Origin of the sequence: Vibrio sinensis (assembly GCF_003605645.1) — a bacterium.
GTDB lineage: Bacteria > Pseudomonadota > Gammaproteobacteria > Enterobacterales > Vibrionaceae > Vibrio > Vibrio sinensis.
Window position 1 is genome coordinate 58,132 of record NZ_QVMU01000016.1, and the last position, 21,508, is coordinate 79,639.

The 21,508-nt window shown below is 42.4% G+C and carries 19 protein-coding genes; 8 read left to right on the forward strand and 11 right to left on the reverse strand.

Annotated elements, in window-relative coordinates; all coding sequences use genetic code 11:
- The first annotated feature begins 63 nt into the window (after positions 1-63).
- Positions 64-699, forward strand: coding sequence for an AcfA family outer membrane beta-barrel protein (locus DZ860_RS15565; RefSeq protein ID WP_120033022.1), 636 nt, complete (start codon positions 64-66; stop codon positions 697-699).
- Positions 700-780: 81 nt separating this feature from the next.
- On the forward strand, positions 781-1,173 hold the full coding sequence (locus DZ860_RS15570) for a NirD/YgiW/YdeI family stress tolerance protein (RefSeq protein WP_120033024.1): 393 nt from the start codon (positions 781-783) through the stop codon (positions 1,171-1,173).
- Positions 1,174-1,274: 101 nt separating this feature from the next.
- Here the strand turns inward: DZ860_RS15570 and gluP are convergent, their stop codons facing one another.
- From gluP to DZ860_RS15585, 3 genes are read right to left on the reverse strand one after another with little or no spacing between them, the layout of a single operon-like run.
- On the reverse strand, positions 1,275-2,468 hold the full coding sequence (gluP, locus tag DZ860_RS15575) for a glucose/galactose MFS transporter (RefSeq protein ID WP_165862915.1): 1,194 nt from the start codon (positions 2,466-2,468) through the stop codon (positions 1,275-1,277).
- Between the two features lie 56 nt (positions 2,469-2,524).
- Entirely contained in the window at positions 2,525-3,892 is a 1,368-nt protein-coding gene (gene melB / locus DZ860_RS15580; protein ID WP_120033030.1) for a melibiose:sodium transporter MelB, read from the reverse strand.
- A 22-nt stretch (positions 3,893-3,914) separates the two neighbouring features.
- Positions 3,915-5,726, reverse strand: a complete 1,812-nt coding sequence (locus tag DZ860_RS15585; RefSeq protein ID WP_120033032.1) for a glycoside hydrolase family 36 protein — start codon at positions 5,724-5,726, stop codon at positions 3,915-3,917.
- Positions 5,727-5,869: 143 nt separating this feature from the next.
- Here DZ860_RS15585 and DZ860_RS15590 point away from each other — a divergent pair, with 143 nt between their 5' ends.
- Positions 5,870-6,883, forward strand: a complete 1,014-nt coding sequence (locus DZ860_RS15590; protein WP_120033035.1) for a LacI family DNA-binding transcriptional regulator — start codon at positions 5,870-5,872, stop codon at positions 6,881-6,883.
- Between the two features lie 133 nt (positions 6,884-7,016).
- Here DZ860_RS15590 and DZ860_RS15595 read toward each other — a convergent pair whose 3' ends face one another.
- From DZ860_RS15595 to DZ860_RS15625, 7 genes are all read right to left on the reverse strand, one after another.
- Positions 7,017-7,661: an L-fuculose-phosphate aldolase gene (locus DZ860_RS15595; protein WP_120033038.1), complete on the reverse strand. Its 645-nt coding sequence runs from the start codon at positions 7,659-7,661 to the stop codon at positions 7,017-7,019.
- A gap of 46 nt (positions 7,662-7,707) precedes the next feature.
- Positions 7,708-8,814 (reverse strand): S-methyl-5-thioribose-1-phosphate isomerase, encoded by a 1,107-nt coding sequence (mtnA, locus tag DZ860_RS15600; RefSeq protein WP_120033041.1) that lies wholly within the window; start codon positions 8,812-8,814, stop codon positions 7,708-7,710.
- A gap of 8 nt (positions 8,815-8,822) precedes the next feature.
- Positions 8,823-10,088 (reverse strand): S-methyl-5-thioribose kinase, encoded by a 1,266-nt coding sequence (mtnK, locus tag DZ860_RS15605; RefSeq protein ID WP_120033044.1) that lies wholly within the window; start codon positions 10,086-10,088, stop codon positions 8,823-8,825.
- A 65-nt stretch (positions 10,089-10,153) separates the two neighbouring features.
- Positions 10,154-11,191, reverse strand: a complete 1,038-nt coding sequence (locus DZ860_RS15610; RefSeq protein ID WP_120033047.1) for a substrate-binding domain-containing protein — start codon at positions 11,189-11,191, stop codon at positions 10,154-10,156.
- Positions 11,192-11,208: 17 nt separating this feature from the next.
- Positions 11,209-12,192, reverse strand: coding sequence for an ABC transporter permease (locus DZ860_RS15615; RefSeq protein ID WP_207890644.1), 984 nt, complete (start codon positions 12,190-12,192; stop codon positions 11,209-11,211).
- A complete protein-coding gene (locus DZ860_RS15620; protein ID WP_120033054.1) occupies positions 12,176-13,729 on the reverse strand; it encodes a sugar ABC transporter ATP-binding protein in 1,554 nt (517 codons plus the stop codon). The genes DZ860_RS15615 and DZ860_RS15620 overlap by 17 nt, the downstream gene beginning before the upstream one ends.
- Before the next feature lie 133 nt (positions 13,730-13,862).
- Complete coding sequence (locus DZ860_RS15625) at positions 13,863-14,294, reverse strand: RbsD/FucU family protein (RefSeq protein WP_120033057.1); 432 nt, start codon at positions 14,292-14,294, stop codon at positions 13,863-13,865.
- Between the two features lie 138 nt (positions 14,295-14,432).
- Between DZ860_RS15625 and DZ860_RS15630 the strand changes: the two genes are divergently transcribed.
- The gene (locus DZ860_RS15630) at positions 14,433-15,425 is read left to right on the forward strand and encodes a sugar-binding transcriptional regulator (protein WP_120033060.1); all 993 of its coding nucleotides are present in this window, start codon (positions 14,433-14,435) and stop codon (positions 15,423-15,425) included.
- Positions 15,426-15,621: 196 nt separating this feature from the next.
- Here the strand turns inward: DZ860_RS15630 and DZ860_RS15635 are convergent, their stop codons facing one another.
- Positions 15,622-16,566 (reverse strand): LysR family transcriptional regulator, encoded by a 945-nt coding sequence (locus DZ860_RS15635; protein WP_120033062.1) that lies wholly within the window; start codon positions 16,564-16,566, stop codon positions 15,622-15,624.
- 342 nt (positions 16,567-16,908) lie between these two features.
- Here DZ860_RS15635 and DZ860_RS15640 point away from each other — a divergent pair, with 342 nt between their 5' ends.
- From DZ860_RS15640 to DZ860_RS15655, 4 genes are all read left to right on the forward strand, one after another.
- Entirely contained in the window at positions 16,909-17,643 is a 735-nt protein-coding gene (locus tag DZ860_RS15640) for a beta-ketoacyl-ACP reductase (protein WP_120033065.1), read from the forward strand.
- Between the two features lie 10 nt (positions 17,644-17,653).
- Positions 17,654-18,859 (forward strand): acetyl-CoA C-acetyltransferase, encoded by a 1,206-nt coding sequence (locus tag DZ860_RS15645; RefSeq protein ID WP_120033068.1) that lies wholly within the window; start codon positions 17,654-17,656, stop codon positions 18,857-18,859.
- A 241-nt stretch (positions 18,860-19,100) separates the two neighbouring features.
- Entirely contained in the window at positions 19,101-19,988 is an 888-nt protein-coding gene (locus DZ860_RS15650; RefSeq protein WP_120033071.1) for a LysR family transcriptional regulator, read from the forward strand.
- A 419-nt stretch (positions 19,989-20,407) separates the two neighbouring features.
- Positions 20,408-21,418 (forward strand): hypothetical protein, encoded by a 1,011-nt coding sequence (locus DZ860_RS15655; RefSeq protein ID WP_120033074.1) that lies wholly within the window; start codon positions 20,408-20,410, stop codon positions 21,416-21,418.
- Positions 21,419-21,508 lie beyond the last annotated feature (90 nt).

The following is a 21,508-nucleotide window of genomic DNA, read 5'->3' on the forward strand; positions in this document are numbered from 1 at the left end:
TTTCACGATCTCTTCACGTTCTGTGCTTTATATTTTCACCGTTAACTCGCACAGGTATCAATCATGAAAAAATTTGTATTCATCGCTCTTACTGCTTGTTCTTTTGCGGCTTCTGCCTCTCCATACCTAGGTTTAGAATATGGTTTTGGTACAACCAGTCATGATGTAAAGACAGTATTCAATGATGACAACATCACTTTAGAGCCAAAACTTGAAGATGGCATTTTTGGCGGTTTCCTTGGCTACTCAGTAAATCCTTCTTGGGCCATTGAGTTGGGCTATAGCCAGTTTGAGCTTGATGCTAGTCAATCCGTTCATAAAGGCATCGCAAATGGTTACATCAAAGAGTGGGAATGGGACTCTTCGATTCACGCGAAACAATGGTCAATCGCCCCTGTATATACGCACGCATTGAACAGCAAGTGGACAACAAAACTAAAAGCAGGCTTAACTTATACTCAATACAAAGCTAATGCGGGTAAATATGAGGAACAAGAGCTGATCGCCAATGATGATGTCGAGACAAGCAAGACTCTTGCTCACAGCTCTCAATCAACCAATGAAGTTGGCGCTTTAGTTGCAATAGGTACTGAATACGCGATTCTTCCTCAGCTAACGCTAGGAGCAAACGTAAAATTTCAGCTAGATAGTTACGCAAACACAACCTCTTTTAATATCGGAACAACGTATTATTTTTAAAAATAACAATTATGTTCATGTTCCATTCAGGTGAAAAGCGCAAAATACACCACAGATTCAACCAACAATAAGATAAAAAAAATGAATAAAAAACTATTGCTCGCTGCTATTGCTCTTACTGCTTCTACTTCTGTTTTTGCTGAAGGTTATGCTGGTTCAAACACCGTGACTACTCCAGGTTTCTCTGGCCCTAGCCAAGGTATCTCAACAGTAAAAGAAGTCCTTGATACTGGCGTATTCAGTGATGACCTACCGGTAACACTAACTGGCCATATCAAATCATCACTTGGTGGTGAAATGTACATGTTTACTGATAAAACTGGTGAAATTACAGTAGAGATCGACCACGATAAATGGATGGGTCAATCAGCAACACCAGAATCAACTGTACAGCTATACGGTGAAATCGATAAAGGTATCTCTGGTACAAAAGTCGACGTTGAAGTTCTTAAAGTTCTACCTGTTAGCAAATAACAAGTACAACGAACCACATCCGTTAGCCTGAAAGAAATCACAAAGGGCGAGTCATTTGACTCGCCCTTTGTATTTCTATATTTACCCAGAATAGTCACTGATCAAACTTGATGTAACGTTAAGTCACTTTGTTTAGTCTTAAATAACCACATTGCGTAACAGAGAATAAAGAGATAACAACCAATCGGAATCAAAAATGAATTGTTTAGCCCAACAGAGCTCGAAAGCGAAGTCTGCAATAATGGGATTGTCGCGCCTCCAAGGCCTGCCATAACAAGAAAACCAGAGGCTTTTTCCGTATATGAGTCGAGATCACGCACTGCCAATGAGAAAATAACCGGATACATAATCGAATTAAGTAAGCCTACAGAAACTAATAAATAAGCGGCGCTTCTACTAGGAAATAGCAACACTACACTCACAATTGAAATAGCTGCAATGCTGTTAAACACTAATACATATCGAGAATTGATTCTACTAAAGATAATGCTACCAAGCAGACGACCTAGCATGGCACCACCCCAGTAGAACGTCACCATTTTTGCAGCAGACGCAGGGGTAAAGTCAGCATAAGTATTAAGATAACTCACCAATAAGCTGCCAATGCTTGTCTCAACGCCGGTATAACAAAACAAGGCAATGATACCGAACACCAAATGTTTATGTGCAAATAACCCACGTTTATCCGTAATATCATCTTTAGCATACTTAACAGATGGCTCACTAATTTTCACCACATAAATAGACAATGCTAACAACGCAATCGCTGCAGATACACAAACATAGAGTAATACATCCACATTCTCATATTCAGAAAATAAAAGATGGGCAGCCATATAGGGAGCTACTGTTGTTCCCAAAGAATTGACCGTCGATGCAAATGTCAATCGCTGCGGTGCCGTTGAGGCATCACCCAGAGAAACAATATATGGATTAGCTATAACTTGAAGCATAGCGACACCGCATGCAATAACAAAAATAGCGAGCAGCAACCATATAAACATTTGCACCATGAATGCAAATGCAGCAAACATCGATCCAAATGAAATCAGACTCAAACTGATAATTAGGGCTGTTCGATATCCAAAACTCTTGATTAAAGTCACCGTTGGTAAGCAAACTAATAAAGGGCTGGTATAAAAAACGGATTGAATCCACATTGACTGAGTAATCGATAAATCGAACGTAACTTGTGCGTAGGGAACGAGAATACTGTTAATTGAAGTCAAGAAGCCCCAAGTAAAAAATGCGCAGCACAGTAATGTAAGGGCAACAATTGTTTTGTGTTTCGTCAAAATAACCTCGATACAAAAATGCCCCACCGAAGCAGGGCAAAAATAGAAGAAACAGATTAAGCGTATTTAGTGTGCAACTCTACTTGGATATCATCCAGTTGCTGACCATTTAATGTGTACCATTTCTTATAAATCAGGTATGCAACTAAACATAAAACCGTCGGTGCAATATAGATAAATTGAAGGCCACTGATCGTTTCAGCAGATTGTACTTGGTTAGGTACGTAGCCAATGACTGTGAGAGCGATACCCACTAAAAAGCCCACTAATGCTCCCGAACATTTACTAACCAATGTATTCATTGAGTAAAGAATACTCTCTGAACGCATGCCTAATTTTGTATCTCCATAGTCAACCGAATCTGCAACCATAACCAATATTAACAGCCAGTAAATTGCATTTGATAAACCATTGAATATACCTGCAAGACCAATCATTGCCGTTGAACCCTGAGCGTAATTTGCGGTGATAAATAAAATTCCTGCTGAAATTACTGGAGCAATTAATGCACCTTTAAATAAATTTTCACGTCCCAAGTTATCAATAAGCGGCTTAAAAAAAACCAATGAAAGTACACCGAAGATGCCACCCCACATCATGGAAATTGAGAATAATGTTTCATCTCCAAGGACATATTTAAAAAAGTATAAGTTCAATCCATTCACAAAATTCATTGCTATGTTGTAACAAAGGCCAATAGCAATAAGCATCAAAAATTGATCATTTTTCAAAATAAGGTCTTTAGCTGACTTTAAGCTAAATACACTCGCGGTGTTCGCTTTTTCTTCAACTTTTTGCTCGGTCCAAGTACAGGCAACAATCGCACTGAGTATGGCCAATACTGCAGCTACTACGCCAAACATCATATACCCAGTACCTTGGTCGCCAGCTCCAAGAAAATGAATAGCGTAAACACCAATACCCCCTACGATATAACTTGCAGCTGTAGCAAATAAACGCGGGTAAGGCATTAAGCCCTCGCGTTCTTTTTTATCCAGTGTAATTGTAGGAACTAGAGACCAAAATGGAGCGTCAAGAAGCGTATACGTCATACCCCATGCAACGTAAGTCACTGCAATAAATATGAGCTGAGTATTACCCTCAAGTAGATGCGCGGAGAAAAGAGCCACAATACAAATAGCATTGAGAATATTACCCACTAAAATCCATGGCTTATATTTACCCCAACGACTATTAGTTCGAGCCACTATATAACCCAAAATAGGATCATTAATCGTATCCCAAATACGCGCGATCAAGAATACTGAGCCAATAAAAACGGGGGATACCCCTACAACGTCCGTATAGTAAATCATCAGGAAAATATTGATCATGTTGAGGCCCCAGTCTTTTCCGAAGCCTCCAAAACCAAAACTGAGTTTCGTTTTCATGCTCACTTTTTGATTGCTTGTAGTCGTACTCATTTGTTTCACCTTCTTATTATTATTAGTTTCGAACTAACACGAGATAACCTGACTTAGGCACCGCGAGTTCATTTAAACCAGAAAGGGAAAATTCTTCGATTGAGCTCACCCTATTTCCAAGGCAGTCATACGTGACAATATTCACCGTTAATGGCATCTGTGTTTTTACAACAAAAGAATCCAGCAAAGCCCCGTTCACTAACGTTGTCTTCGCTTCATTTCCAGTAAATATTGGGCATACCATTGAGGCATGAACAGTGATTAACTTATGACTATCAAGTTCTGCCTCAACGATTGGATACTGCATCTCTGGATAACAGCTGTTCAGCTTACCCTTGAGCAAAATATCTTTATGCTGACTCCAAAAACTCAACCAATGACGCGTCATTATTAGATGTGCTTCAGGAAGTGTTTTTAAATTTGGCGAGATTTGTGGCACAGAAAACAAAGTATTGATGAATTGCAAACTTGCACTTTCGAGCGAGTCAGACTCAGACCAGATAAACATATCTGAGTGGACAGCAGTGCCTCCAGAAAGCAATCGTAGGTCAATGATTCCGGCACGATTAGTAATAGAATCATGTGGGCAATCATGCACTCGGAACATATTGCCGTATTTGCGGATCATCGAACCGATATAGCGCTGGCGGAACTCTATGAGAATATCAGGATTCATTTGAGTCAAATGATGACGAACATCCAGCATTAACCTATCCATTGCATCAGGCAACGATTCGGTATCACGTGCCGGATCAGGAACAAGAGCCGCACCCGTTGCGTAGTTCATATCAAACTCGTCGATAAAATCGAGCTTTAGACCATCAAGGCCATAATCACGAACCACTCTGATATAGGTTTCCAACAAAAACTGACGAACTTGGGGGTAACGGACATCTAATGTCCCTGCTTGCCATTGTTCGCTATAACACAGTAGGTATTGACTAAACTCTTCCCAGTTTTTGCTGCCTTTACCAACAAAAGGAACCGACAACCACAACATATATTTCATGCCCATCTCTTGGACGCGTTTAACGTGGCTTTTCATATCCGGAAAACGATTCGCTGAGACTTGCCAATCTCCACAGAACATATAGCCACGATTGTTATCATCCGTCTGCCAACCGTCATCAAGAATGATGGTTTTACAACCTACTTGAGCAGCAATTTGACATTGTTCCTCAATTTCTTGTTGCTCTAAATTCTGATGGAATGAATACCACGTCGAGTATACGGGTTCAAAAGCAGCCGCTGGCACTGGCATAATATTTCCACCAATGACTTCTTCATGCCATTGAGTGATACCAGAAACCGCCTCATGGTATCCCGATTGGGAAAGGTCTAAACGTAACGTCGCTCTGTATTCCGTCATTTTTGCTGTTGGAGCAGTAAACAGATGCAAAATAATACGAGCCGCTGTTTCTTCTTCATAAGCACCAGCATGAACAACAACGATATTTTTTACATCAGAGAACGCAAAGGCAATTCGATTTTCACCATTTAAATTGTAGAAACACCCCACCGGTGAGGCATGCGTAATGTGGCTGGTAAAAGGAGACCACAATTCCGGTACCCCTTTATTACGAATATTCTTTGGATGCCCGTGCATTGTAGATGTCCAAAGAGAATGAATATCATCCATCGGGCAAGAGACATCCAATGTCACTTTAGGAAAGTCGATCGGTTCTTCAGACTTAAGCATTAAATCTAAAAAAACCACATCACCCTCTTCACGGCAAACTAAATCACTCGTAATGGATTCAGAAGCATCGTAAGTATCCAGGAATACTTTAAAGTTCTTGGTCAATAAATGGTGCTGCATAGTAATTTTTCTCATTTTAAAGTTTCAACCCAACGAACAGCTGTTCGTTGATTAAAATACTAACACTAACAGCTGTTCGCAAATTGTGATAAGTGTTGACTTTTTCATAAATTGTAGAAAAATTGTCGCTAATTTGATTACGTATTAAAAAGGTCGCAATGACACATAATAAGAAACTCACCAGCACGCAAATTGCTAAGTTAGCTGGTGTAGCAAGAAGCACCGTTTCTAAGGTAATCAACAATTACCCTGATATCCCAGAAGCTACGAAACAAAAAGTCATGGCGGTGATCGAACAACACAACTACAAGCCAAATGTATTCTCTAGTGCCTTGAAAGGTATCCCTCAGAAAATCATAACTCTATATCTTCATACTACGGCGAATGACTCACTAACCAGCTCTATGGGAAACTTAGATTCTTCTTACGTGATGAGTGTCATGACCAATTTCATCTACTGCGCAAGTCAGCAGGGATACTTACTTCAGGTTGAAGTGATTAACGAGAGTGATTGTCAAGAAAGCGTATTAAAGAGAATAAAAGCAACGTTCAATGAGCGTCTTATCTGTGCAGCTGTCTTTTTAGGACTCACTGACAATGCAACATTTATCGACCGTTTAGCGGAGCAAGGCTACAAAGTTTTTTCCATCGATAGAATTATCGATGATAGTTTAGATGGTTTTAATGTCACCACCGATGATTTCAACGGTTCTTATGAAGCAACCCGTTTATTTTTAGATAGGGGATTGACGGAGATTTCATTTATCGGAGGTGATTTCACTAAACTCTCAGCCAGACAACGTGAAGCGGGCTATCGAGCGGCACTGAAAGAAGCAAATATCACTCCTGATGTGATTCCTTGTGGTTATTCAGAATTACTGGCTCGCTCGATCGCAGAAGATCTTCTCAAGAGAGGAGCGAAGCCTGAAGCTATAGTCTGTGCCTCTGATATTATTGCCTACGGAATAATAAAAGTATGTGGCCGAGAATTTCTAGAAAACGTTAAACTTATTGGTTTCGATGATCTACCGTTTAATGAATACCAACAGCCTCCACTTTCTTCTGTTGCCGTCGATTTTCATCAAATGGCTGAAGATACGATTAAAGCCATCATTGATGGATGTGAAAGTAAAAGAATAATAGCAAAAACTCAGCTTCGTAATCGTTTGTAACTATAGTAAACAAAGCTTCAACCCCCATTACCAATTTAAGTATTCACCACCTATTTCACACAAAGGGCGAGTCATTTGACTCGCCCTTTTCGTTGTATTCCATTCCCTATCGCGATTTTTGTTACATCAGCAACTATTCGGTCTTCAGGCCATAGGTTTTAAACTTATTAATCACTATGCGCATTTCATCGGCAGAAAGAACGGGGATTTCACTTTGAACAGAGGCAAGTTTCAAATAGAGGTTGGCTAACACTTCCACTTCATTCGCGAGCCACAGTGCTTTTTCTAAATTCACCTCCATCGCTATCATGCCGTGATGCTGCATAAGAAGTGCCTTACTCTCTTTGATGCCATTGACCACGCTATCCGCCAATGCTTGCGAACCAAACGTAGAATATGGGATACACGGTACGTGGTCGATGCCTGTCACTGCCACCATATAGTGAATAGCCGGAATAGCGCGGTTTAAAATTGAAACCGCCGTCGAATGAACGGCATGATTATGCACCACTGCATTTAATTCTGGTCTTGCAGCCAAGCACGCTAAATGAAAATGCCATTCACTCGATGGCACCTTACCCGCTTCAAAACTGCCATCATTATCAACATACACAATCATTTCAGGCGTCAGTTTTTCATAAGGGATACCACTTGGCGTAATCAACATGCCTTGCTTGTATCTTGCACTGACATTTCCCGATGTACCTTGGTTAAGGCCCAGCGCATTCATTTCTAAACAGGTATCGATAATCTCTTGAGCCAGTTTTTCACGATTCATTATTTTGTCCTTAACGTGGAGCCGCCAAGGCTCCACATAAGTGTCATTATGCTAATTCAGGATGCTTAAGATCAGCAAACATCTCTGCCAAACCATCTTCTGTCGCTAAACACACGCCACGCTCGGTGATCAATCCCGTTACGTATTTTGCAGGAGTCACATCAAATGCGTAGTTACCACATTCGGTTCCTCTCGGCGCCGTATTAACCCAACTTAGCTGTCCATTAGGATCAATACCGATAACATGAGACTGTTCATCGCCTGTACGTTGTTCAATTGGGATCTCTTTTACGCCATCAAATACTGTCCAGTCGATGGTTGGTGATGGTAATGCTACATAGAAAGGTACGTTGTTGTCATAAGCTGCCAACGCTTTCAGATACGTCCCAATCTTATTGCACACATCTCCTTTCGCCGTAGTACGGTCAGTACCAACAATACAAAGATCCACCTCACCGTGTTGCATTAGGTGGCCACCAGCATTATCGGCAATCAGTGTGTGTGGCACGCCGTGAGAACCCAGTTCAAATGCAGTCAAAAGTCCTTGGTTACGAGGTCTGGTTTCATCCACCCAAACATGAACGTTAATCCCTGCTTCATGCGCTTTGTAGATAGGTGAAATCGCCGTGCCCCAATCGACTGTCGCTAGCCAACCTGCATTACAGTGGGTGAGTATATTAACGGTACTCCCCGCCGGTTTTTTACTGGCGATCGCTTTAATAATTTCGAGACCGTGTTCACCAATGCTTTCGCACAAGCGTACATCTTCATCCGCTATTTCTGCCGCTAACTGATACGCAATCTGTTCACGTTGCTCGATGTCAGTTTTCTCTAAAACTGCCAAAGTTCGGTCTAATGCCCACTTAAGGTTGATAGCCGTTGGCCGAGTTGCAATCAATACTTCATAGCAGGTTTTAAGGTGCTCGTTGCTTGGGTCTTCTCGCATACCAAGAGCCATACCATAAGCTGCAACCGCACCGATCAGTGGCGCACCACGCACCCACATTTCACGAATAGCGGTCGCCGCTAATTTCATTGACGTAAGCTGAATAATTTCAACTTCAAAAGGCAATTTTGTTTGGTCTAAAATTTCAACGGTCACGCCGTCTTGAGCAACCCAAACTGTACGTTGATGTATTCCATTAATTTTCATAGCAACCTCTAACAACCTTGAGCAAACTGACCAATAGAATCGATGTTTTTATACTGTTTTGCATGAACGATGAGCTCTCTTGCGAGTTTTAAAGCACGTCTCTCACATTGGGCACGTAACTCAGCATCAGCAATTTGTTTGAAATCCGCCACACCCGCAAAACCGATAATGCGTCGATTCATCTCTAAACCGGCATTGACTAGCGTATCTTCGAGTAAGGTTGCGAAGAATGTATCCTGAGCCAGTTCAAGCGCAGACATACCTAAACCTGATTGATAGATTTCACGAGGGAATGCATCACCTTGCTGCTTGTCATTCCATAGCTGTTTGAAATGAGTAACAAACACTTGCCATGTGGTGTTAATTTCCTGAAGTAAATAGGCTTGATATTCAACGCACTTATTGTGGTCTTGTTCCCACCCAGGGCGAGAGAAATAAGCCATCAAGATGTTGCCGATATAGTTACCGATATCAAACGCCATTGGTCCCATGAAACCAAACTCTGGATCAATCACTTTCGTTTCCGTCTCGGTCACCATAATGGATCCCGAATGCAGATCACCATGGAGTAACGCTTGCGCTTCCGTCATAAACTTGTATTTGTAGCGCATTGCCACTTGGATCATCTCTTGATCTTGCCAAATTTTGTGTACATCGGCATCAAGCAGAGGCGAGTTCCAATTGTTGCGTTCAGCATCAAAATAAGGCTCAGTGAAAATCAAATCTTCAGTAATTTGGCATAACTCGTGATTCACCGCGAACTTGGAAACAAGCGCCTTTTTATCGACGGCATTCATACCAATATCGGAGGTATGGAACAGAGTTTTAGCTAAGAAAATACCCACATCTTCCGCAAGGCTTGGGAAAGTTTTTCCGGCAATTAATTCTTTGCGTAAAATCACATGCGGCGTCAAAAATTCCATGGCAAAGATCGCCATATCTTGATCATAGAAATAGACTTCTGGTACTAAATCGTGACCAGCAAACTTCGCTTCAACATTAAGCACATTGTATTCGAAGTAAGCGCGAGTCAATGAAAGCTGCCAGCTTTCTCCCGCAGCTCGAACATAAGGCAACGCCTGTTTTACTACGATAGTTTTTTCACGTCCTCTGACGATAAAAACCAAGTTTAAATTGCCATCGCCCACCTCCTCAACTTTCCACTCTGCGGGCTCTCCCCCCAGATTTAAATGACTCGGTAATTTATCGCAAAGATAAAAAGGTAATGTTTCACTATTTAAAGGCGCGTAACCCGCAGGAACAGAGTTCGACATAACGACCATCCTTAACGTTAAAATGCAATCTAAAGGGCGAAGTTATTCGCCCTCAGACAAAGTAATTAATTAACCTTTGGCATTGGCATCCAGGTTGGAACCAAAACCGTTGATGATGAGAATGATGGAATTTTGCTGACTAAGTCATCCATGTTTTTAATGTCTTGATCATTTAGCATTTCTTGAGTGATCAGAACTGGTGGCACAGTGACTTGCGCTGTAACGGAATCGCCATTTAATAGCATCGCCAATGCACGTACACTCACCTCACCCATGATGGATGGATTGGTTGCCACCGTGGCAACCCAAGCACTGCTCGGCTCTCTCATCGCTTGGATGTCTGAGTTGGAAATATCCGCACTGTAGATTTTCACCTTACCGGTCAAGCCCGCTTCATCCACCGCAATTTTGATGCCTTTAGCAAATTCATCGTAGGGTGAAAATGCGACTGAAATATCAGGATTCGCTCTAAATACCGCAGCCGCTTGGTCAGCTACTTGGTTTGGGATTGGGTTATTCATGGTGCCAAAACGCGCGATTTCGACAATATCAGGGTAGGTACCTTTAAATTCAGTGAATACCTCATCACGGCGATCCAACGGTGGAATACCAGGAACATACACATACGCCGCTTTCCACGCTTTACCATTATCTTTCACCGCTTGCTCTAACGACATACGCGCGATCAGATGGTCATCTTGGTTAATTTGTGGAATAGCTGGATTGTCTGCATTCACATCAAACGCCACCACCTTGATGCCGTTTTGCACGGCCATATCGGCTAAGTCTTTAATTGAATCTGTAAAACCGTGTTGCAATACAATGCCGTCATAGCCTTTCATGATGGCTTGTTCAAGTTGGTTTCGCTGCAAAGAAGCGTCCTGACGAGCATCATAAACATCCAGTTTGAAACCTAATGCTTCTGCTTGGCGTTTCACCCCTTTTAAATAAAGTTCAGGGAAATCACCTTGTGATAAATAACGCACGTGAGCAATTCTGATTTCTTTATCTTCAAACGGAGATGTCGTTTCAGCAACCGCATTACCCGCCGCCATAGCACCAGCGATAGAAACACATAGAGCGATAGTGTTTAAGGTTTTCATTCTAATTTCCTTATTTTTTATGCACGTTTATTGGATAGGCCGAAGGTAAACATCAATGCTGCTACCAACACTAAGCCTTTAATAAAGTCTTGCGTGTAATACGGGGTATTCATCATGGTGAGTCCGTTGAGCAACACTCCGACAAAGAGAGCACCAATAGCGGAACCTTGTGCATTCGGTCTTGCTGCGCCAAGCACGGCGAAACCAATCAGTGCACCGGCTACTCCATCCATTAGTAGAGAGTTTCCTGAACTTACATCGCCACGGCCAATGCGTGCTGCCAGCAAGATGCCACCAATCGAGGCATAAACACCTGACATCACATACGCAACGTAGCGATAGAATTTAACACGAGCCCCTGCCAACTTAGCGGCTTGCTCATTAGAGCCGATGGCATACATCACACGGCCATGACGGGTTCTTTCTAAGAACAAATAGGTAATCACAGCCAAAATAAGCATGATGATCACGGGAACAGGAATGATGTCGAAGATTCGAGCTCGACCTAAGAAAAGAAAACTTTCAGAAAATGTACCGGTTGCCGTTTCGCCATCAGCCAAACTCATGCCGGTTGAAATTGAACGACCTTGAGTTGGGATCAATTGCAGGCCAAGCAATAAGAACATCATGCCTAAGGTTGTCAGCAAATCAGGCACTTTCATATGAACTGTCATAAATCCATTCACTAACCCAACCATCACACCCACAGCGATCGCTGCGAATATCGCCATGGTTGTTCCGCCATCAAAAACCACCATGACGTAACTGGCCGTCATCATAGAAAAGGCAGCGGTTGAACCAATCGACAAATCAAATCCATTAACCGCTAATGTTGCCGTCACACCCAATGCAAGAATGGCAACAATCGAGACCGATTGAAGTATGATCATCATATTAATGGTGCTAAGGAAAGCAGGCTCTGCGACTGAAAAAATAATCAGCATTGAAGCCAACAAAATTAGTAGGCCATATTTAATAGCGAACTCACGCATATCTTTCATCGGTAACATCCTCTGTTGAAGTTATGTTGGCGTTTTTCTTATCCGGTGCGGCGGCGATTTGGTTAATCAGGGTCGGCATATTGACTTGATCAATTCGATGGATCCCTGCCAAATTGTTGTGGTTAAAGACAATAATGCGATCAGCGATTTCTAGCGCCTCTTCTACGTCAGTACAGATAGCGATGGTGGCTCTATCGCTTGCCGTATTGCGTAACAGTTCGCCGATTTGACGACGAGATGAAATATCAACGCCTTGGAATGGTTCATTGAGAAGTAATACTTGGCACTCATCGAGCATCCAACGAGCAACCATCGCCTTTTGCTGGTTTCCGCCAGAAAGCGTCGACATCAAATCTTCTTGATCTGTGTACTTCACTTTGGTGGTTTGTATTGCAGTGGTGACGTGTTGTTTTTCCCGTTTTCTATCGATAAAGCCAAAAGTAGAAAACTGTTTTAAAAAAGGCAGACTGACATTTTGTTCAATGGAAAAAGCAGGAATAAGTGCGTTATTACCACGGTCTTCTTGCACCATAAAAATACCGCTTTCAATCGCATGACCGGGGCTGCTAGGAGTCCAATCTTGTCCATTGAGTTTAATATTGCCAGACGCGAATTTCGCCATACCGAAAATACCCTCAACAACGGAAGTACAACCGGAAGAAAGAAGCCCCGTTAAAACGACAATTTCGCCGGACTTTAACGTTAAATCAAAAGGTAGAGTATCAGGTTTTAAACGAATATCGGTCAGTTCGAGTAATGATTTGTCGCCAGCGCAATAACTATGACTCACCGCTCCAACAGCATGACCCAGCATAGAATCCACCGCTCCGGCATAATCTAAAGGCGGTTCAAACCAACCTACGATTCGCCCCTCGCGCAATGAGGCGATTTTGTCCGCTAACGTGCGAATATCCGACATACGATGAGAGATATAGACGACCGCAACCCCTTCGCTGCGCATGGTTTTTACCGCTTCAAATAACTTCACAGATTCGGTATCAGAAAGGGAAGAGGTTGGTTCATCTAAAATTAATAATTTAGGTTTGTCCGAAATAGCACGAGCAATCGCGACCAATTGGCGGTCAGCTTGAGTTAATTCCGATACTTGCGTGTCTAGTGCGAGAGACAATCCAATTTTATCCGCAATCGGGCGCGCTTGTAATTCCAACTCTTTTTGAGAGATAAATGCCCCAAATCGACCATCACAAAGCTTATCTAGTAGTAAGTTTTCAGCAATATTGAGGTCTTGGACTACCCCATCATTGATAATTTGATGCACCGTAATAATGCCCGCACTACGCGCTGATTGCGGTGTGGAAACATCAACTTGTTCGCCATTTATAAACACAGCCCCTTCGTCAGCGGCATAAACACCACTCAAGATCTTTACCAATGTCGATTTTCCAGCGCCATTTGCACCCATTAATGCCAAAACGCTGCCACCTTCAATTGTTAGGCTGACATCATGTAAAACCGTATTACTCCCGAAGGCTTTTTTAATGGTTCGTATCTCAATAGTGTTTGCTACATCAGACATGACCACTCCACACCTCACTCCATGAATTTACAAACGTAATACTAAGAGATCAAATGTAAAGCGGTCTGTGATGAAGATATCAGTTTAAAAAATGAACACATTTTGATTGTGTGAATTAATTTAAATTTAGACTTCAGTCAAAAATCACACCTTTTTGTAGTATCAAACAAGCATATGGACGTACATCATTAGTGCTAATTATCAACTGACATTCACGAGCAAGGGAATAAAACTCATGCCTATCGATTAGCTTTGAGTTATGGTCACTTTCTTCGGAATTATTTTTTACTTCCATAAAATCAACCGCAGCTTCAGTTGCTTGCTCGCTTCCATCGGCTGCCATGATCATAAGTGGATATTCGGTGAAAGCATCGAGTGGAAAATGTTTAAGAACACTATCTAGCACTTTAGATGCACCTACCCCTGGCATCGACAAATACGTTCGATGGGCGTGAGAGTGTGCAGGAAAGTTAGCATCGACAATGGCGAGCCGATCACCATGGCCCATATTCTGTAGGGCAAACAAAAGATCAGCATTCAATAGTGGGTCGATATGTTTTAGCATGATTATTTACCTTTGTGTTTACATATATACAAAAGTATATTACGCTTTTTTTATACCAGTAAGATAACAAACCTTTTATAATTGTTAAAAATGGGATCACAACCAGAATTCAAATAATAAACAAAAGGATGACAGCAGATGATCGATGCTGTGCTAAAAAACGTCAGTTCATTCAACAACGATCCGGTCCTTCATGCTACTTGGCTTTACTACCAAGAAGGCCTTAGTCAAACCGATGTCGCTAAATTGATGGGAATCTCACGGGTGACCGTGGTGAAATATTTACAGACGGCGAGAGAAAAAGGGCTGGTTCAAATCAACCTTGATCTGAATACTTTCGCTTCCATTGATATGTCATTGCACATTAAAGAAAAATTTGGATTGGAACGCGTCATTATCGTGCCTGATGGTGAGCACGCCAATCTACGCGAAGATTCTAAATTAATGCGCGAACGTCTCGCTCGCGCAGGCAGTATGTATTTAAGCCAAGTCGTTGAAGATGGCGATGTCGTCGGTGTCGCGTGGGGTCGAACGATTCATCAAATGAGCCATTTGATGACGCCTAAATCATGCAAAGATATCACCGTGATGCAGATGCTCGGTTCAATGCCTGCTCAACCTGACTTCTCGACCATTGAATCTTCTTCTCAGTTGGCGAACAAACTCTCTGGGCGGGTCATTTCTTTGCACGTCCCTGCCGTTGTTTCTAGTTCACGTTTAGCCATGGAATTACAAGCCGAACCTATCATTCGTGCTAACTTTGATGCGCTAACAAAGTGTAATAAAGCTTTCTTTGTGGTGGGGAATGCATTGGATGAGAACCCTCTGATCCGCGTCGGAGTATTATCGAAGCAAGAAATGCAGATTTACCGAGATCTTGGGGCTGTTGGCGTTATTTGCGGACGTTTCTACGATAAGTTGGGACAACCCGTTGTGGCGGAAGTTGATCTTAGAATACTCGGCATCAGTTTAGCCCAATTACGTCAAGTTGACCGCCGTATCTTCTTAGCCGGTGGAGAACGCAATTACCCTGCGACCCTAGGTGCAATTTTAGGTGGTTATGTCTCTGATTTAATTATAGATGAGGGGACCGCTGAGTTTCTGGCCAACTGTGATATTCCACAAGCTTAATGCTCTGTCTGACATCTCGAGCCTGACACCTCTGGTGTCGGCCTCATAAGTTAGGCGCATTAGTTTCAACCAGAGGCTCCAGTACAACAACTTTTAGTATCATAACACTCAATAACCACGCCCCATCGAAGTTGGTCGTGGTTACTGAATAAAGCTATCTGTTCATCAACATCTTATTTCTATCAAACGTAATCCTCTACAACTCTAAAGTTGCAGCTTCATTCGAGCGGATCGATGTTTGTTCAGCAATTTCTCCAACTCGACGAATGAGATAATCTTTAAAATTGACACAACGAACGGGCATCTGGCGACGAGGTCGGTAATAGAGGCTAAATTCGAATTCACTGTTTGTGTACTCTTTTAACACTTGTACCAATTCTCCACTATCGAGTTCTTCTTGAATTAAACGTACGGGTAAATAACCAATTCCGCCGCCTTTGGTGGCTACCGTTTTGATAAACTGGCTATCTTCCACTTCAACGGTTTGAGCAATATCAACCGTTGTCATTTCTCCCTCTCGCTCAAATACCCATTTATTACCACCAACCAGAGTCGAAGCATAAAGACAGTTATGTCGACGCAAATCATCTGGCATTTCTGGTTGTCCATATTTCTCTATATATTCCGGAGAACAACACGCCATTAACGGGTACTTAAGCAGCGATCTTTTGACCAGTAAACTGTCTTTTTCTTGGAAGCCGTGATAAACCGCGCTGGCACGAATCGCAAAATCGATTTCATCAATATGATCCATATCGAAAGCTGTTTCCATAACCCGAAACGTAACATGAGGATGTTGCTGCAAATACTCCCCCACAATTTGTCCGAGAAAGTCCCGAGCAAACAAGGGGGTCGAGGCGATACGAATGATGCCGCGGTCATCATTACCTAGATTTTGAATTTCCGTGAAAATCTCATCAATTTCGCTATTAACTCGATTGAAGCGTTCAAAAAGTCGAACTCCCGCTTGAGTGGGGACGACTTTTCTCGTCGAACGTTTCAGTAAACTGATCCCCATACTTTCTTCTAGTTCGATAATCCAACGACTGCCCGCAGAAGCGGATATTCCATATTGTTTTGCGGCAACACTGAATGAACCAGTACGCACGACATGAAGAAAGTAGACGATTTTATCTAACATGGTCAATTCCAAAAATTATTGCATATTCTGCGTAATCAAATTTATAACGGAACATGGTCGCTGGATAAATCCCCATCGACGTATTTGTTAATTTAAGTCAAAAAAGAGAACAATTAATATTTTTGTCTGATTCTCAGCAACCAGATCTCCAAAGACGACATCATCCCGTCATTTAATTCAAGCTCTATTATCCCATTTCTGCAAGAGTGTTTTGCTTCGCATTTAATCAACAAATGCTCAAATGCCCCATAGAATGGGCCTACCTACTGCGAAATAAATTCTACGATATTTGTAGATAACTTCGACAAAAATTCGCAACTCTACTGAAAAAGGTGACAAACCATGCTTACCAATAAAATCTGTATCGTAACTGGCGGCGCTCAAGGAATTGGCCGTTGTATCGTTGAAACTTTTGCGAAACATGGCGCAGCCATGGTTTACGCTTGCGACATGAATGCGCAAGCAGCCGAAGAGTTGCAAGAAACCTATTCCAATGTGCGTGTAAAACAACTCAACGTTTGTGACCGTGCTGCTATCCAAAGTTTGATTGAAGAAGTCCATGCTGATCACGGCAAAATTGATGTGCTCGTTAACAACGCCGGTGTGACTCGCGATAACTTGCTAGATCGTATGAGTGAAGACGATTGGGACATTGTACTCAACGTTAACTTGAAAGGCGTATTCAATATGACCCAAGCAATTGCTCCGATCATGATCGACAATGGTGTCGGCTCTATCATCACCATGTCATCGGTTGTCGGCACTGATGGCAATATCGGTCAAAGTAATTATGGTGCGACCAAAGGTGGTGTTATTGCTATGACGAAAGGCTGGGCGAAAGAGTTTTCTCGTAAGGGTGCGCAAGTTCGCGCAAACTGTGTAGCTCCTGGCTTTATCGAAACCCCAATGACTATCGACTTGCCTGAAAAAGTCCTCACTCACATGAAATCAAAAACACCATTGGGTCGCATGGGCAAACCTGAAGATATTGCTAACGGCGTACTTTTCCTTGCTAGTGACAATGCAAGTTTCATCACAGGTCAAACATTAAAAATTGACGGCGGATTGGTCATCTAGGAGCGCAGTAATGAGTAAAGTCTATATCGTTGGGGCAAAGCGTACCGCTCTAGGTAGTTTTGGTGGTTCGCTCTCTTTAGTTCCTGCATTTGAGCTCGGTGGCCATGCTATTCGCGCTGCATTAACGCAAGCGAATGTTGAACCGCAATGGCTCGACGAAGTGATTGTCGGTAACGTATTAACCGCAGGACAAGGGATGGGACCGGGTCGTCAAGCGGCAAAATATGCGGATATTCCAGATACTGTTCCGGCTTATACTTTGAATATGATTTGTGGCAGTGGCATGAAAACTGTTATGGAAGCAGCCTGTAAAATTAAAGCAGGAGATGCTGAATTAGTGGTTGCTGCCGGCATGGAAAATATGTCGAGCGCTCCCTATTTAGTGAGTGCCCAAAACCGCTTTGGCAGCAAAATGGGTAATCAACAACTGGTTGATACCATGATTCATGATGGTTTGACTGACGCGTTCAACGAGTACCACATGGGAATGACGGCTGAAAATATTGCTGAGCAATATGCCATCGACCGTGAAACTCAAGATGCATTTGCTTTACGTAGCCAGCAGCGCGCTATCAGTGCCATTGAACAAGGGCGCTTCAATGATGAAATCGCGCCTATTGATGTGGTGCAACGCAGAGCAACGGTCACGTTCAGCCAAGATGAATACCCTAGGGCAGAAACAACCTTAGAAACCCTCGCTAAACTTCGACCTGCATTTAAGAAAGATGGCTCAGTTACCGCAGGAAATGCATCGGGTATCAATGATGGTGGTGTTGCGTTTATATTGGCTTCAGAACACGCAGTAAAACAGCACAACCTACAACCGATCGCGGAAATAGTGAGCTATGGACAAGGTGGTTTAGATCCAGCCTACATGGGACTAGGTCCTGTACCTGCCATTAAACAAGCCCTAGACCGAGCACAAATGTCACTCGCTGACATTGAGTTACTCGAACTCAATGAAGCATTTGCTGCGCAAGCCCTAGGGGTAATGCACGGTTTAAGTGAAGAACATCAATTACCAATGAGTTGGTTTGATGACAAAACTAACGTCAATGGTGGTGCAATTGCGTTAGGTCATCCGCTGGGTGCATCCGGTGGGAGAGTACTAACAACACTGATTTACGAAATGGAGAAGCGTCAAGTGAACTATGGCCTTGCTTCACTTTGCATCGGTGGCGGTATGGGTACGGCTGTTATTGTAAAACGTTGCTAGTTACACGCATGACGCTGCTAGCGTAAGCGATTCTTTTCTAATAGATAAATAAACGGTGAACGGGTTAGAAATAATCCATTCACCTTTTTTGCTTTAGACCTAATCTAATGTCCTCACACTTGCGATCATCAGTTAAGCTCATAAATTAAAATAACAACCAGAAAAAACAACGCATTCATAGCATCTTATTCCGAGCGAGGTAGAATAATTACAATAACCATTCCAATACCAAGGCGGACAAATGAGGGTATTACAAGATTTTATTGTCTTCATTGAAACAGCAAAGCAAGGCAGTATTACCCAAGCTGGACACGTTTTAAATTTAACACCCGCCGCCGTCAGCGCTACGATCAAACGATTAGAATTACAGTTCGAATGTGCATTATTTATTCGCTCAACTCGCAGTATTCGCCTAACGAACGAAGGCCAATTGATGCTGGAAAAATGCCAATTAGCGGTTGATGCTATCCGTGAAGGCATCAGCTCTGTACAGCATGACCCAAACCAAATCGCAGGTCACATCAAATTGGCAATGCCATCGGACATTGGTCGAAATACCATCCTTCCATTGTTAGACGAATTTATGGATTTACACCCTAATTTGACGATTTCGGTAGAGCTTAGTGACAGCCTGATTGACTTATACACTCGTCCGGTTGACGCCTCTTTTCGCTATGGTCTCCCACCAGATTCCACCATGGTGGCTTTGCCGATTCACAAAACCAATGATCGCGTCGTGTGCGCCTCTCCAAGTTATATAAAGCGATATGGCGCCCCAAAGACCCCTTATGATCTAACGAGTCACAATTGCATCAATTTCTTTAAACCCACAGCAAGTCATAGCAAGTGGCGTTTTTATCAAGGAAAAAATACAGTGGAGATTACCGCGATTGGCAATCGTTATGCGGATGATGGCGCTGTCGTTAAACAATGGGTGATAGCGGGTAAAGGAATCGGCTATAAATCTCGCCTTGATGTAAAGCGCGAATTAGAAAGCGGGTTACTGGTTGAACTATTACCTGAGTGGGACAGCGATAAGATCCCACTAAACCTTGTTGTTACTGATAAAAGGTTACTGACTCCGGCTATTCATGCGATTCGAGAATATCTCATCGAGAAGCTCAACTGACTCTCGAACCTCCGTCATTAGGGCTGAGATCAACTTCGAGCTTTACCTGTCATAAAGTGACGCAGGTAATGTGCATATTTTTCAAACAAAAAAATATGCACTCATCGACTCTCTACCCCCCCCAAAGGCAAACGTTTGCTTATTTATTGGTGATAAAAATCACAATAATAAGCAGGACCTCCTAAATAATGATTTATCCTTCGCTTTCCGCCCGTTATCGATTTGAGTTGATCATCAATTCACACTCAACGAAAACGTTTGCTTAATAGAATAAACTAGAAAACATTATATTTCCTACATGATGGTTTTCACTAATAACTTGATTTACGTCACGTATTTTATGTTGTAAATCCTCAAAATAACGCCCATCTCGTTGCGAAGAACTTAGCGGCGTTAATTGTTAATTTTGAGGTGGAATCATGAAACGTAAACTCATCAACACGGTAGTAGCACTAGCACTGTTTCCTTTGGCAACTCATGCTTTTGCTGCTGAAATGAGCACGAAACAAGCAGTAGAGGCATTACACCTTAACGAACTAGCGTTAACGTATAGCCAAGACAAAATCGCACAAGCAACAGATAATAAAAGTAGTTCTGCTACTGACGCTCTGATGATCGATATGGGTGTGATTACGGTTCAAGACCTATCCAATGCAGCAAGCGTTTCTTCTAAGCTATCACTTTTTGTTGCTGACCAAATGGACCAATCTGAGCGCTACATTGGTAACGTATCAGATAAAAACATCGTTGAACGTGTGATTAAAACTTGGAACGATTCAACCGTTATTCAAGACAAAGCAACATTGGCGCAGCTAAATAGCTTCATCGACAATGGCTACACAACGGGTTATAACGTTATCGATACCAACGATGACTCTAAATTCAACCCAGAGCTAATGCTCCGCTACGGCCACAATGACATTCAACACGCTGCACAACTTCTGTATCTAATGAAAACGGAAGGCTTTGACCCTAAAGTTCAATTTACGCCAAAATCTTCTGCATTCCTATACCTTCCAGAATGGGGCGAACCAAATTATTCAGTAGTGACGCTAGAAAGTGGCAAAATGGTTTCTGTAGTAAAAGAATACAACTTAGACTTCGAATTCCAAACACCTGAACGCAAAGCGGCATTTATGGATCTTATCAATCAGTATGCTAAAAAAGACAGTGCTGATGAGAAAGGGCTAATCATCGAATCATGGTGGCAGCCGTTCTACCGCTCTTACACTGAGATGGCAGACTACAAAGTACTAACCGAAAACCGCGTCATCATTGGTGATTACCAAGCTGATTTGATGTCTTTGCCTGAAAATGCAGAGAAACAAGAAAAGCAAGTTCGCGCAGCAGCAAAAGATATGGATGTTATTCCAGTTAAAGTATGGGTTAACCCATCATTCTACCGCTACATGCACGGCGACTTTAAGTAAGCTTCTCCACAGCGGTGAGGTATTTGATCTTCCCCCCAAATCCTCATCGCTGTACCTAATTTTGCTCTATGGGACTATTATCACCCGCCA